General features: G+C 64.0%; 11 protein-coding genes, 1 tRNA gene and 1 pseudogene. 4 read left to right on the top strand and 9 right to left on the bottom strand.

What is annotated here, in order from left to right:
• Positions 1 to 102 precede the first annotated feature (102 nt).
• The 3 genes from C8C94_RS02135 to C8C94_RS02125 all read right to left on the bottom strand — a co-directional run bounded on the left by C8C94_RS02135 (position 103) and on the right by C8C94_RS02125 (position 3,191).
• Complete coding sequence (locus tag C8C94_RS02135; RefSeq protein ID WP_121419548.1) at positions 103 to 1,608, bottom strand: tripartite tricarboxylate transporter permease; 1,506 nt, start codon at positions 1,606 to 1,608, stop codon at positions 103 to 105.
• 12 nt (positions 1,609 to 1,620) lie between these two features.
• Entirely contained in the window at positions 1,621 to 2,139 is a 519-nt protein-coding gene (locus tag C8C94_RS02130; RefSeq protein WP_055400468.1) for a tripartite tricarboxylate transporter TctB family protein, read from the bottom strand.
• Between the two features lie 92 nt (positions 2,140 to 2,231).
• Positions 2,232 to 3,191: a tripartite tricarboxylate transporter substrate binding protein gene (locus C8C94_RS02125; RefSeq protein ID WP_121419547.1), complete on the bottom strand. Its 960-nt coding sequence runs from the start codon at positions 3,189 to 3,191 to the stop codon at positions 2,232 to 2,234.
• A gap of 125 nt (positions 3,192 to 3,316) precedes the next feature.
• Between C8C94_RS02125 and C8C94_RS02120 the strand changes: the two genes are divergently transcribed.
• Genes C8C94_RS02120 through C8C94_RS02110 form a run of 3 tightly spaced genes read left to right on the top strand, consistent with a single transcriptional unit; the run spans position 3,317 to position 5,891 of the window.
• Positions 3,317 to 4,000 carry a response regulator transcription factor gene (locus C8C94_RS02120; protein ID WP_055400466.1) on the top strand — a complete coding sequence of 228 codons (684 nt, stop codon included), beginning with the start codon at positions 3,317 to 3,319 and terminating at the stop codon, positions 3,998 to 4,000.
• Positions 3,997 to 5,463 (top strand): sensor histidine kinase, encoded by a 1,467-nt coding sequence (locus C8C94_RS02115; RefSeq protein ID WP_121419546.1) that lies wholly within the window; start codon positions 3,997 to 3,999, stop codon positions 5,461 to 5,463. Before C8C94_RS02120 ends, C8C94_RS02115 begins: the two co-directional genes overlap by 4 nt.
• The gene (locus C8C94_RS02110; RefSeq protein ID WP_055400419.1) at positions 5,460 to 5,891 is read left to right on the top strand and encodes an RNA-binding S4 domain-containing protein; all 432 of its coding nucleotides are present in this window, start codon (positions 5,460 to 5,462) and stop codon (positions 5,889 to 5,891) included. The genes C8C94_RS02115 and C8C94_RS02110 overlap by 4 nt, the downstream gene beginning before the upstream one ends.
• A 105-nt stretch (positions 5,892 to 5,996) precedes the next feature.
• On the opposite strand, the gene C8C94_RS02105 is transcribed toward C8C94_RS02110, so the two are convergent.
• The 4 genes and pseudogenes from C8C94_RS02105 to C8C94_RS02090 form a co-directional block, all read right to left on the bottom strand.
• A tRNA-Ser gene (locus C8C94_RS02105) sits at positions 5,997 to 6,089 on the bottom strand.
• Between the two features lie 10 nt (positions 6,090 to 6,099).
• A pseudogene (locus C8C94_RS02100) lies at positions 6,100 to 6,636 on the bottom strand (ACT domain-containing protein); the annotation flags it as partial.
• A gap of 27 nt (positions 6,637 to 6,663) precedes the next feature.
• The gene (gene tilS, locus C8C94_RS02095; RefSeq protein WP_121419545.1) at positions 6,664 to 7,629 is read right to left on the bottom strand and encodes a tRNA lysidine(34) synthetase TilS; all 966 of its coding nucleotides are present in this window, start codon (positions 7,627 to 7,629) and stop codon (positions 6,664 to 6,666) included.
• A 127-nt stretch (positions 7,630 to 7,756) separates the two neighbouring features.
• Positions 7,757 to 9,610, bottom strand: a complete 1,854-nt coding sequence (locus C8C94_RS02090) for a methyl-accepting chemotaxis protein (protein WP_121419544.1) — start codon at positions 9,608 to 9,610, stop codon at positions 7,757 to 7,759.
• 216 nt (positions 9,611 to 9,826) lie between these two features.
• Between C8C94_RS02090 and C8C94_RS02085 the strand changes: the two genes are divergently transcribed.
• On the top strand, positions 9,827 to 10,945 hold the full coding sequence (locus C8C94_RS02085) for an IS110 family transposase (RefSeq protein WP_121419543.1): 1,119 nt from the start codon (positions 9,827 to 9,829) through the stop codon (positions 10,943 to 10,945).
• Positions 10,946 to 11,457: 512 nt separating this feature from the next.
• Here the strand turns inward: C8C94_RS02085 and C8C94_RS02080 are convergent.
• Both C8C94_RS02080 and C8C94_RS02075 read right to left on the bottom strand, forming a co-directional pair.
• Positions 11,458 to 12,435, bottom strand: coding sequence for an acetyl-CoA carboxylase carboxyltransferase subunit alpha (locus C8C94_RS02080; protein WP_055400675.1), 978 nt, complete (start codon positions 12,433 to 12,435; stop codon positions 11,458 to 11,460).
• Between the two features lie 113 nt (positions 12,436 to 12,548).
• The gene (locus C8C94_RS02075) at positions 12,549 to 13,223 is read right to left on the bottom strand and encodes a DNA-3-methyladenine glycosylase (RefSeq protein ID WP_176885413.1); all 675 of its coding nucleotides are present in this window, start codon (positions 13,221 to 13,223) and stop codon (positions 12,549 to 12,551) included.
• Between the last annotated feature and the right edge of the window lie 41 nt (positions 13,224 to 13,264).

Genomic DNA, 13,264 nt, shown 5'->3' with positions numbered 1-13,264 from the left:
TGCGCAGATGCTGAAAAAACACCCGCGCCAACGGGTGCCCCAAGAAACAAAAAACCGCGCCATTGCAGCGCGGTTTTTTTGTGGGTGAAAGGCGAGCGCCGGTCAGGCCTGCACCAATGCCAGCTTACGCGCCGCCCAGCGCCGCAGCAGGCGCGGCACGATCAGCACGGCCAGCACGATGACGATCAGGGTCAGCGAGCCTGGACGCTCCACGAAGATGCTCCACTTGCCTTCGCCAATGGCCACGGCATTGCGCATCTGGGCTTCCGCCAAGGGGCCCAGGATCATGCCCACCACCACCGGCGCAGCCGGGAAGTCAAAGCGGCGCATCACCACGCCCAGCAGGCCAATCGCATACAGCAGCACAAGGTCGAACGCGCTTTGGCGCATGCCATACACACCGAGCGTGGAGAACACCAGAATGCCCGCGTACAGGTACGACTTGGGAATGTTCAGCAGCTTGACCCACAGGCCCACCAAAGGCAGGTTCAGGATGAGCAGCATCACGTTGCCGATGTACATCGACGCGATCAGCGCCCACACCAGCGCACCGTTGGTGTCAAACAACTGGGGGCCGGGCTGGATGCCGTAGTTCTGGAACGCGCCAAGCAGGATGGCCGTGGTATTCGATGTGGGAATGCCCAGCGTGAGCAGCGGGATCAGCGTGGCTGTGATGGCCGCGTTGTTGGCGGCTTCGGGGCCGGCCACACCTTCGATGGCGCCGGTGGTGCCGAACTCTTCGGGGTTCTTGCTCAGCTTCTTTTCAGCGGCATAGCTCAGGAAGGTCGGGATCTCGCTACCGCCAGCGGGCACGGTGCCAAACGGAAAGCCGATGAACGTGGCGCGAATCCACGCAGGCCAGGAGCGCTTCCACTCCTCCTTGGTCATGTGCGTGCTGGTCAGGCGGTTCTGCGTTTCGTCGGTGCGGCCTTCGTACATCACGTTGTACAGGGCTTCGCCCACGGCAAACAGGCCCACGGCGATCAGCACGACCTCGATGCCGTCCATCAGCTCTGGCACACCGCCGGTGTAGCGGGCTTGCCCGGTGAGCTGGTCGATACCAATGAGGCCCATGGCCAGGCCAACGAACAGCGCGACCATGCCACGCAGCGTGCTCTTGCCCAGCACCGCGCTCACGGTGGTGAAGGCCAGCACCATCAGCATGAAGTATTCGGGCGGACCAAGGCGCACAGCGTATTCGGCGACCAGGGGCGCAAAGAACGTGACCAGGATGGTGGCAATGGTGCCCGCCACAAACGAGCCAATGGCTGCGGTGGCCAGCGCCGCGCCAGCGCGGCCGCTTTTGGCCATCTTGTTGCCCTCCATGGCCGTGACCATGGACCCGGCCTCACCGGGCGTATTGAGCAAAATGGACGTGGTGGAGCCACCGTACATGGCGCCGTAGTAGATGCCCGCAAAGAAGATCATGGAGGCCGTGGCCTCGACCTTGACGGTGATGGGCAGCAGCATGGCCACCGCCACGGCCGGGCCAATGCCGGGCAACACGCCCACGGCGGTGCCGATGATGCAGCCCACAAAGGCCCACATCAGGTTGATGGGTGTTGCAGCGGTCGCAAAACCCTGCATCAAAAGGTTTAAGGTATCCATAACATGCAGGCTTTACAGCCACCCCGTATTGGTCAGGCCGGGCAGGTTGATGGCCAGCAATTGCGTAAACATCCAGAACACAGGCGCAGACACGGCCACGCCGATGGCGGAGTCTTTGATCCAGGCCTGCAGGCGCAGGTCCAACTCGCCTTCCGAACTCCTGAAGCCCCGCACCGACAGCACAAAGCACAGTGCGCAACTCAGGATGAAGCCCAGCGTGGTGATGAGCAAGGCATTGAGCAGCAGCCCGGCCGACACCCAGATGAAGCCTTTCCAGTGGGCGTGCGTGTCGCCGGAACCTTCTTCCAGGTCGCGAAACCCGCCCGTCAGCGCGTGCACCACGCAAAGCACACCACAAATCAGGATGGCAATGCTGACCACCCAGGGAAAGAAATTGGGGCCTACACCGCCATAGCCAGCCTCAGAGCTGACCGAACTGGCCCCCCAGGCCAGGCACAGCGCCAGCACCACCAGCCCCGCACCGATCAAGGTCTGCAAAGGCTTGGAGCGCGATGAATGTTGTTGTGTCATGTTTTTCTTTCGCACCGAGCGGCCGGCGGCATGGCCGCACACCCCTGTCAGGGGCGCGCAGCCAGCGCCTTGACCTGCTTGCTTGTCTCAGATCAGATCATTCCAGACTTGGCCATCGTGGCGCGCATGCTGGCGAACTCGGCGTCCACAAAGTTGGCAAACTCGTCACCCGCCATCCATGCAGGGGTCCAGCCGTTCTTCTCCATGGCATCCTGCCAGGCCTTGTGCTTGAAGGTCTTGGACAGGGCGTCGATCAGTGCCTTGCGCTGCTCGGCCGTGATGCCGGGCGCGCCATACACGCCGCGCCAGTTGCCGATTTCCACGTTGATGCCCTGCTCCTTGAGCGTGGCCACGTTCACGCCCTTCAGACGCGAGCCCGAGGTGACGCCCACGGCGCGCATCTTGCCCGCAGAGATGTACTCGGCAAACTCGCTGTAGCCGCTGCCGCCCACGGTGACGTTGCCGCCCAGGATGGCGGCGGTGGCCTCACCACCCCCACGGAACGCCACGTAGTTGATCTTGGCGGGGTCCACGCCCACTTCGCGCGCAATCATGGCTGCCGCAATGTGCTCGGTAGAGCCGCGCGAACCACCGCCCCACTTCACGCTGCCGGGGTCCTTCTTGAGTTGGTCCACCACATCCTTCATGGTCTTGAAAGGCGAGTTGGCGGGCAGCACGAACACGTTGTATTCGCTGGTCAGGCGCGCCAGGGGCGTGACCTTGTCCAGGCCGACCGGCGGCTTGCCGGTGATGATGCCGCCCAGCATCACGGCGCCCATCACCATCATCGCGTTGGGATCGCCCTTGCTGGCATTGACGAACTGGGCCAGACCGATCGCACCGGCGGCGCCACCCTTGTTGTCATAGGACACCGACGCCGCTGCGCCCGCATCCTGCATGGCCTTGCCCAGCGCACGGCCGGTGGAATCCCAGCCACCGCCGGGGTTGGCGGGAATCATCATCTTGAGGGCCGGAGCGCTCTGGGCCGACACAGGCAACACGCCTGCGGCGGCCATGGCAGCCATTGATTTGAGGAAGGTATCGCGACGCATGGTGTCTCCTTGTAAGGTTTGCGAACCGCTCGATGATGCGCGCCCTGCCTGTCAAACGGCTGTCCATGAACTCAGGGAAAACACTCATGCGACCGGCCCGATGAGACGGTGCTATGGTGCCGCGCATGCAATTGCTTCTTGTTGAAGACGACCCCACCATGCAAGCCACGCTGCACCGCGCCCTGACACGCCGTGGCATGGAAGTCACCGCCGTGGGCGACGGCCGCGCGGCGCTCAGCCAGTGGGCCGCACGGCAGCCCGACGCGGTGATCCTGGACCTGACCCTGCCCGGGCTCGACGGCCTGCAGGTGCTGCAGCAGGCGCGCTCGCGCGGGCTGCGCACCCCCGTGCTCATCCTCACTGCACGCGGCACTGTGGGCGACCGCGTGATGGGCCTGAACGCGGGTGCCGATGACTACCTGCCCAAACCCTTTGACCTGGACGAGCTGGAGGCGCGCCTGCGCGCCCTGGTGCGGCGCAGCGCAGATCCCACCGTGGCGCCGCTGGCGCCCAGCACCGTGCAGATCGGCGCCATCCGTTACGACAAGGACAGCGGCGCGCTCTACCTGAATGGCGAAGTGATGGAGCTGACACCGCGCGAACTGGCACTGATGCACGCTCTGCTCGCCCAGCCCGGCCATGCTGTAACGAAGGAGCGGCTGTACGAACTGGTGTTCCCCGGCCAGCTGGATGTGCAGTACGAGGCCATTGAGGTCGTGGTGTACCGCCTGCGCAAGAAGCTGGCAGGCACGGGCCTCACGCTGATGACCCTGCGCGGGCTGGGCTACCTGCTGCGGGCCGACACATGAGCGCTGCAACGGACTCGGGCCGCCACCCTTCGTTGCGCAGGCGCCTACTGCTGGGTATTCTGCTGCCCGTGGTGCTGTTCATCGGGTTCAACACCTACAGCCTCTACCAGCAGACCCTGGCCTCGCTCAATACGGCCTATGACCGCACCCTGCTGGCATCGGCCAAAAGCATCAGCGAGCAACTCGATGTGCGGGGCTACGACGAAGCGGCAGAGTTGCGCGCCACGGTGCCCTACTCCGCGCTGGAAGCCTTTGAGGCGGACAACCAGAGCCAGATGTTCTACCGTGTGTCCACCCTGCAAGGCGACCTGGTTTCTGGATTTGCCGAACTGCCGGTATGGCGCGGCCAGATACCGGCCCGCCCGCCGTATGCGGCATTGGTGGATTTCTACGACGACCGCTTTCGGGAGCGCGATGTGCGCGTGGCCGTGCTGCTGCAGCCCGTGGCCAGCTCGGAAGGCCGCACCATGGCCGTGATCCAGGTGGCCGAAACCCTGGAGGTGCGCGAAACCCTGGCCTTGCAGATTCTGCGCAACACCCTGCTGCGCCAGGCCCTGCTCGTCGCCGTGATCGCGTTGACCGTGGTGCTGGTGGTGCAGCGGGCCATCCACCCTGTGCGGCAGCTGAGCCTGCAGCTACAAGGGCGCAGGGAGGGCGACCTGAGCCCCATCGCAGCCCCCTCCACCCCGCGCGAACTGCAGCCGCTGATCGATGCCACCAACGAGGTCATGCAGCGCCTGCGCCACCTGCTGCGGCACCAGAAGCGCTTTGTGCGCGATGCCTCGCACCAGTTGCGCACGCCCTTGGCGGTGCTCAAGACCCAGGTGCAGTCTGCACTGCGCGGCGATGTGGAGCCCCAGCAGGCCCTGCATGAAATCAGCGACACCGTGGACCGCGCGACCCAGCTGGCGAACCAGATGCTGGCTCTCGCCAAGGTGGAGCAACTGCGCCAGCAAAGCACCCCACCGACCACACGGCTGGACGAAATGCTGCGTACCGTGGCGCTAGAAATCTCGCCCCTGATCGCCCAGCGCGACCTGGATTTCGGCATACACACCGAGCCCGCACGGGTGCAGGCTCATGAGTGGATGCTGCGCGAGCTGAGCCGCAACCTGTTGCACAACGCCGTGCGCCACGCCCCACAGGGCAGTGAACTCACGGTGGATCTGCGCACCGACAGCCACCATGTGGCGCTGACCATCAGCGACCACGGCCCCGGCATCGACGACGAACTGGCGACACGCCTCTTTCAGCCCTTTTCGGCCGGCGACGTGCGCGCGGGCAGCGGCCTGGGCCTGGCGATCTGCCACGAGATCGTGCAAGCCCTCGGTGGCAGCATCGCCTTAACCAACCGCATGGTGGGCAGCAGACTGACAGGGCTGGACGCCGTGGTGCGCCTGCCACTGGCCGCGCCATCGGCTGACATGGGCAACCCCGTACACGCGGCACAATCCCCGACATGAACACCCTGGAGACAATGCGGCTGGACAAGTGGCTCTGGTGCGCGCGCTTTTACAAAACCCGCAGCCTGGCCACCGAAGAAATCGGCAAAGGCCGCGTCACCGTCAATGGCCAACTGGCCAAACCCGCGCGGGACCTGCGCTGCGGCGATACCGTCGCGCTGCGCCAGGGGCCGGTTGCCCGTACGGTGCTGGTGATGGGCCTGAGCGGAGCGCGCGGCCCAGCACCTGTCGCCCAACAGCTGTACCAGGAAACGCCCGATAGCATCGCCACCCGCGAAAAGGCTGCGGAGTTGCGCCGCCTGGCACCAGAACCCGCCGCCACGTTGCACGAAGGCCGCCCTACCAAACGGGATCGGCGCGAGATCGACAAGGTGAGCAACAAGGGGGGCGATTGGGGCAGCCGCTGGAGCGCGTCCATCGACGAATGAGCGCAGCGTGAGTCAGGCGAATTCGCCAGGCGCGGCAGACAAGGCGCCAAGACGAATGCTTGACAAGAAAAAAGCCCAAGTGAATGAATCACTTGGGCTTTATCTTGGCGGAAACGGAGGGATTCGAACCCTCGATGAGGCTCTACACCCCATACTCCCTTAGCAGGGGAGCACCTTCGGCCACTCGGTCACGTTTCCAATCCCGCTATTATGCCCCATTTCTGAGCCGATTCAGGCAGTCTGGTACGGCTTGCTGGTCACACTCGAATGCTCTGCACAGGCTTTGCACGGCCAACTCGGCGTACTTTTCGTCGATCACCACCGAGGTCTTGATTGCGGACGTGGAGATCATCTGGATGTTGATGCCCTCTTCCCTCAGGGCACTAAACATCTTGCTGGCCATCCCCACAGGGCTGTGCATGCCGATACCGGCGATGCTCACCGCGCAGATGGTGGTGTCCCCCACCAGTTCCTGCACCCCCAGTGTGGGTGCCACCTTCTCCTGGAGCAGGTCCATGGTGCGGGCGTAGTCATTGCAGTGCACGGTGAAGCTGACGTCGGTTTTTCCGTCCTTGTTCACGTTCTGGATGATCACGCCGACTTCGACGTTGGCGTTGGCCACCGCGCCCAGGATCTCGCGGGCAAGGCCGCGCTTGCCGGGCACGCCCAGCACGGAGATCTTGGCCTCGTCGCAGTTGACCACGATGCCGGGTACGACGGCTTGTTCCATTTTTTTGTCTTCCTCGCAGGGTGCCTTGCGATGTTCGGGCAACTAGAGCTCCCCAACTTGGGGGCAGTACCAGTCAAGGTCTGACCCGGTCCTCACCACAAAGCCACGCCCCACCTTGATGTGGATGCGGTGGCCACGCGTGGTGCAGGCCGCAATCTGGTCCAACAGCTCGCCCAGTTGCGCCGCGGCGGGCGTGGTGTGGTGGAACTGGCGCAACCAGTGGCGCAGCACGTTGGCCTGGCGCGAGCGGCTCAAGCCCTGCAGTGCAGCGATCTGCGGCGGTGCACCGACGCGCGCCAGGTCCTGCTGCGCCAGTTCTTCGAGCAGCTCAGCGGCCTGCGCGGCGTTGGAGGCCGAGCGGGCGAACGTGTCGCGGAACGCCGGAAAGGCGGCCTCCAGCGCAGGCAGTAGCTGCGCGCGGATGCGGTTGCGGGTGTAGCGTTCGTCGGTGTTGGTGGGGTCTTCCACCCAGCCCTGTTCCTGCGCTCGCAGCCAGCTGCGAATGTCTCCGGCGGCCACCGGCAGCAACGGGCGGTGCCAGACCACGCCAGCGCGTTCCCACCGGGCAGGCATGGCGGCCAGCCCGGCAACGCCTGCACCACGTGACAACGCCAGCAGCAGCGTCTCAACCTGGTCATCCGCATGTTGCGCAATTGCTATTGATTTGATAGCTATTTGCGATTGACTGGCAAGCGCTACCGCCTCAAAAGCCTTGTATCTTGCCTGTCGGGCGGCATCTTCGGGGCTCTGGCCCGAGGCATGGCGGGCATCCAACCGTTCCACCCACAGCGGCACGCCAAGGCCCTGGCACAAGGCGGTGCAATGCCGCTCAAACCCATCGGCTGCCGCCTGCAGGCCGTGGTGCACATGGATGGCCTGCACCTGCCCAGGCCACCGGCGCGCACAAGCCAGCAGCAGCGCCGTGGAGTCAGCCCCGCCACTCAGCCCCACAGCCAGTGGCAGTGCGGGGGCAAAGGCCTTCATGGCAGCGTCGAAAGACTGGGTCACTGCGGCACCCGGCCCGCGCCACGGAGCGGTGGTGGCGCATCAAGCACACAAAAGCGATGGACAGAGCGGGAATGCATGGGCGCCGATTATCGCGGGCACCTTCCCCTCGCCTGCCCCCTTCATCCCATCAACCGGCTGGCGCGGACAAACGCGGCCCGGCGCGTGAGGCATCGGCGGACAGGCGGAACGTGCCCACCACCTCCGACAGCCGCACCGACTGGTCCTTGAGGCTCTGGGCGGCGGCGGCGCTTTGCTCCACCAGCGCCGCGTTCTGCTGGGTCATCTGGTCCAGGTGCGATACCGCCTGCCCGACCTCGTTGATGCTGGTGCTTTGCTCGTTGGTCGAGGCCGTGATCTCGGCCATGATGTCCGTGACGCGCTGCACCGAGGTCACGATGTCTTTCATCGTGGTGCCCGCGTCATGCACCAGGCGCGAGCCGTTTTCCACCTGTTCCACCGACGCGCTGATGAGCTGCTTGATTTCCTTGGCCGCCTCCGCACTGCGCCCAGCCAGGCTGCGCACTTCGCTGGCCACCACCGCAAAGCCCCGGCCCTGCTCGCCAGCGCGCGCTGCCTCCACCGCCGCATTCAATGCGAGGATGTTGGTCTGGAAGGCGATGCCGTCAATGACTCCAATGATGTCGTTGATCTTGCGCGACGCGGCATTGATCTGCTCCATGGTGGTCACCACATTGCCCACCACCTGGCCACCGTGCTGCGCCACGCTGGATGCCTGTGCCACCAGCTGGTTGGCCTGGCGAGCTGAATCCGCGTTGTGGCGCACGGTTTCGGTCAGCTGCTGCATCGATGCGGAGGTTTCCTCCAGGCTGGAGGCCGTGAGTTCGGTGCGCCCGCTCAGGTCCTGGTTGCCCGTGGCAATCTCTTCGGCCGCCACGCGCACCGAGCTGCTGGCATCACGAATCTGCGCCAGCACACCCGAGAGCTTGCCCGCAAAGCTGTTGAAGCTGGCAGCAATTTGCGCCAGTTCGTCCTCGCCCTGCGCGTCGATGCGGCGCGACAGATCACCGTCGCCTGTGCCGATCTCGTGCATGGCGTCGCGCACCAGGGTCAACCGGCGCAGGCGCCGGGTCAGGATCACACCCAGCAACCCGACGGCTACCAGCAACACCAACACGCTGGAAATCAAGGATGTGGCCAGCATGGAGCGGATGGGCGCCATCGCTTCGCTCTCATCCAGGGCCACCACCAGCATCCACGAGGTGCCAGCGATGGGAACCACACTCAGCAGGCGGTTGCGCCCTCCAATGTCGGCTTGCAGCAGACTGGTGCTGTCTTTGGCAGCGGCGACCAATTTGTCCACCGCAAGGTCTTTGGACAGCTCCGCAATGGGCTTGAGGGTGAGCGCCTGATCGCGGTGGGCAATGATCTTGCCGTCGGCTGACACCAAGAACCCAAAGCTCTGGGGCGTGGGCCGGATGGAGGCCACATTGGCCACCACCGACTCCATATACACATCGCCCGCCGCCACCCCCTTGAGGGCTGCGCCTGCGCCCACCGGGGTGGCAAACGTCACCACGAGCTTCTGGTCCGACGCTGAAATGTAGGGCGGCGTGACGACCGACGTTCCCGCCTGCGCCGCCTGCTTGTACCAGGGCCGCGCAGTGGGGTCGTAATCTGCCGGCAAATTGCGTGTTTCAGAGAACACGTATTTTTTGTCGGCATAGCCAAAATAGGCGGTACTGAACTTGCCAGCGTCCCGCAGCATGACCAGCGGCTTGGCGGGCTCGGGCTCTTCAAAGGCGGTGACGGACGCCGCAATGATCGCCGACTTGCCCCGTGCCCATTCCTCAATGGTCTCGGCGTGGCTTTTGGCCGTGGCCAGCCCCTCTTCCGCCAGCGACACCTGCGCCTGCCCGCGCGCTGAAAAGTAGTTGACCAGGGTCAGTACCAGCAGGGCGGCCACCATACACAGGGCGGACAACACCAGAATCTGGCCTTTGAGCGTCTTCAGAAGCGACATGGGGCACCCCTTCTTGATCCACCCGCACGTGCGGTCGGATTGAGCCATGTTACATCCGGTATCAGCCTGTGCGCCAGTGGTGGTTAGCCCGCAGAGCGCTAGACATCATGGTCGCCGCCCCTCGACTAGGCGGCCGGTCTCCCACATCGTAGGTTGCGTCCAAGGACGTAGAGCTACATGCTGTGACTTGCGTCGTCAGCAACAAGGAGACCGACCATGCAAGAGAGTAGCAAGATTCACGTGGGATTGGACGTCCACAAAGACAGCATCAGCATCGCAGCGGCCGAGCCCGGGCGCATGCCTGGGCGCCTGATAGGCAAGGTCACGCACGATGTGAACAAGCTGTTCAAGGTGTTGACCAAGGTCGGCAACGCCGATCAGCTGCACATCGTGTACGAGGCCGGGCCTACCGGCTTTGGCCTTCAGCGCGCCTTGCAAAGCAAGGGTTACCTGTGCGAGATCATTGCCCCCTCGCAGATCCCGCGCCGCCCGGGAGACAGGATCAAGACCGACGGGCGCGACTGCGTTCAATTGGCCGAGTGCTCTCGCGCTGGCCAGTTGAGCGCCGTGTGGATCCCCGACCCAGAGGACGAAGCGATCCGCGACCTGTCGCGGGCGCGCGAAGACGCGGTCAACACTCGCGTGCAGGCCCGCCACCAACTCAAGGGGTTCTTGCTGCGCCACGACGTGCGCTACACCGGCAAAACTTCGTGGTGCGGCGCCTACTACCGCTGGCTGGGAACACTGAACTTCGGTGCTGGCGCCACGCAGACGGCATTTACCGAATACTGGCAAGCCGTGACGGCAGCAGATGACCGTGTGGACCGGCTGACGAAGGCGCTACAGGCCTCGATCACTGGCTGGCGCTTTGAGCCCGTGGTGGCTGCGCTGCAGGCGCTGCGTGGTATTGCCGCGATCACGGCGATTGGTCTGGTGGCAGAGATTGGAGATCTGGGGCGCTTTGCGCATCCCCGCAAGCTCATGGGGTATCTCGGCCTGGTTCCCGCGGAGCACTCCAGTGGTCAGCGCACGAGCCGGGGCAGCATCACCAAGACAGGCAACGCACACGCCCGGCGGCTGCTGACCGAAGCTGCCTGGAACTACCGCTTCAAGGCGCGCATCGGCAAACAAGCGCAGATCAGGCAACAAGATCTGTCCGAGCCGATACGAAGGATGGCATGGACAGCGCAGTTGCGACTGACACAGCGCTTCGCGGCGTTGAGTGCACGTGGCTTGCAGGCCAACAAAGCCTGCATCGCCGTCGCAAGAGAGTTGGCAGGCTTCATCTGGGCCATCGGCATGCAGGCGCAGCGCGAGCAAGGCCAAACCATCTGAAAGAAAAGAGGCAGGACAAGCAAGCAGCAGGATCGATCTGGCGATGCGATACGGGCCACGATAGGGCAACCCTCGAGACTCCTACCAGGGCACCGCAAGGCAGATCCCCGACGCTAGAGCGAGGCAGGCCCACGACGAATCGATGAAGTGCTGGTAACCAATCCGCGGATATGAGTCTGATTCATCGTCGCTGCTAACGCTCGTGTCGCATCACCCGATTGATCCTGAGAGCACACCAAATGAGGCACTGACAGTATTGACAATGGCGACCATATGAGGAGGCTGCGCGGCAGAAGGCATCGAAGCGAAACGTGCGAAAACCGAGGATTGCGTGGTGCTACCGACAAGCCCAGGGTGGGCCCCTGGGCGCAGGAGGTAGTACCGCGCGAGACCGGTTTATCGCGCGTTGCAGCCGGTGCTCCTTCTGCCGCCCACACTCCTAGGTTCTGACCACAAAAACAACAACGGCCCCGAAGGGCCGTGGGCGCAATGCGCGGTGGGCAGTCAACCGCTCAGCGGCTATCGGCCTTGGTGTCGCTGAAGCGGCCATAGCTCTGCAGACGCTCGTAGCGGCGGTCCAGCAGGTCTTTGGTCTTGAGGTCGGCCACCTGGCGGAAGGCATCGCCCAGGGCACGCTTCAAGAAGGCCGCCATCTGCTTGTGGTCGCGGTGGGCGCCGCCCACGGGCTCGCTCACGATCTTGTCCACCAGGCCCAGGGCCTTCAAGCGGTGGGCGGTGATGCCCAGGGCATCGGCAGCCTCCTGTGCCTTGTCGCTGGTCTTCCAGAGGATGGAAGCGCAGCCCTCAGGGCTGATCACGGAGTAGATGGCGTATTGCAGCATGACGACCTGGTCACCCACGCTGATGGCCAGTGCGCCGCCAGAGCCGCCTTCACCAATAATGGTGGTAATGATGGGCACTTCGAGCTGCGCCATCTCGAAAATGTTGCGGCCGATGGCTTCAGACTGGCCGCGTTCTTCGGCGTCGATGCCGGGGTAGGCGCCGGGCGTGTCCACAAAGGTGAACACGGGCAGCTTGAACTTCTCGGCCGTTTTCATGAGGCGCAGGGCCTTGCGATAGCCCTCGGGCTTGCTCATGCCAAAGTTACGCATGGCGCGCTCCTTGGTGTCGCGCCCCTTCTGGTGGCCCAGCACCATGCAGGCGTGGCCGTTGAAACGCGCCAGGCCGCCCACGATGGACAGGTCGTCCGCGTAATGGCGATCGCCGTGCAGTTCCACGAAGTCGGTGAAGATGTCGCGCACGTAGTCGAGCGTGTAGGGGCGCTCGGGGTGCCGGGCAATCTTGGTGATCTGCCAGGGCGACAGTTCGCTGTAGATGTCTTTGGTGAGTTGCTGGCTCTTCTTGCTCAGCTGGTCGATTTCTTCCGAGATATCGACGGCACTCTCGGTCTGCACGTAGCGCAGTTCTTCAATTTTGGATTCGAGTTCGGCGATGGGCTGCTCGAAATCCAGAAAGGTCTTTTTCGCCAACGTTTTTCTCCTAGGGGATCGCGCCGGTTGCGGCTGCCACGAATACGAATGGCACGCACTGTAACCGACGGTTAACGAGTTTTGTAAAGCGCGTCAGGCTGGGTCAGCCGTTTTCAGTAAGCCACCGGCAGGGGGTCGAGCGATCGCCAAATATACCAAGTTGCCACGCTGCACCATGGCTTCCAGGCCTCGGCCACCTCGCGCGCATCGCTGCGGCTGACGGGATCGCCCGAGAAATAGTTGTGACTGATCCCTGCGATCAACCCTGGGTCATCCAAGGGCAATACGTTGGGGCGCATCAGGTAGAAGATCAGGAACATCTCGGCCGTCCAGCGGCCAATGCCTCGGATCGCTACCAGTTCGGCAATGATGGCTTCGTCGTCCATCGCCGCCCAGTCCTTCACGTGCAGCTTGCCTTGTTCAAAGTGGATGGCCAGGTCCACCAGGTAATCCACCTTGCGCGCCGACAAGCCTGCGGCCCGCATGTCGTCGATCTTGAGCTTGAGCACGCTGGCGGGCTTCATGCCGCGCGGCAGCAGCGCGACGAAGCGCTCCCACACGGCCTGCGCCGCCGTGACGGACACCTGCTGGCCCACGATGCTGCGCGCCAGCGTGACGAACGCATCACCCCGCGTACGCAGCGCGGCATCGCCCAACTGCGGGATCAGGCGCTTCATCACCCGGTCCTTCTTCACCAAGTGCTTGCAGGCCTCCGCCCAATAGTCGGGCGTGGCCAGCACCAGCGGCGGCGTTGCAGCATCGCTCGCTATCTTTTTAAGAGCTGCCACCGCTTACCCCACCAGCGCCAGAGGCATATTTGACATAAAAA

The organism is Acidovorax sp. 94 (genome assembly GCF_003634645.1).
GTDB lineage: Bacteria > Pseudomonadota > Gammaproteobacteria > Burkholderiales > Burkholderiaceae_C > Acidovorax > Acidovorax facilis.
Note: the sequence above shows the minus strand (reverse complement) of the source record. Positions and strands in the feature narration are given on the sequence as shown.

What these genes read in the sequence shown, in the direction of transcription:
- C8C94_RS02110 (WP_055400419.1), top strand. Translation starts at nt 5,460, where the DNA reads ATGAACACCCTGGAGACAATGCGGCTGGACAAGTGGCTCTGGTGCGCG.
- C8C94_RS02090 (WP_121419544.1), bottom strand. Translation starts at nt 9,610, where the DNA reads ATGTCGCTTCTGAAGACGCTCAAAGGCCAGATTCTGGTGTTGTCCGCC.
- C8C94_RS02130 (WP_055400468.1), bottom strand. Translation starts at nt 2,139, where the DNA reads ATGACACAACAACATTCATCGCGCTCCAAGCCTTTGCAGACCTTGATC.
- C8C94_RS02115 (WP_121419546.1), top strand. Translation starts at nt 3,997, where the DNA reads ATGAGCGCTGCAACGGACTCGGGCCGCCACCCTTCGTTGCGCAGGCGC.
- C8C94_RS02125 (WP_121419547.1), bottom strand. Translation starts at nt 3,191, where the DNA reads ATGCGTCGCGATACCTTCCTCAAATCAATGGCTGCCATGGCCGCCGCA.
- C8C94_RS02120 (WP_055400466.1), top strand. Translation starts at nt 3,317, where the DNA reads ATGCAATTGCTTCTTGTTGAAGACGACCCCACCATGCAAGCCACGCTG.
- C8C94_RS02085 (WP_121419543.1), top strand. Translation starts at nt 9,827, where the DNA reads ATGCAAGAGAGTAGCAAGATTCACGTGGGATTGGACGTCCACAAAGAC.
- C8C94_RS02135 (WP_121419548.1), bottom strand. Translation starts at nt 1,608, where the DNA reads ATGGATACCTTAAACCTTTTGATGCAGGGTTTTGCGACCGCTGCAACA.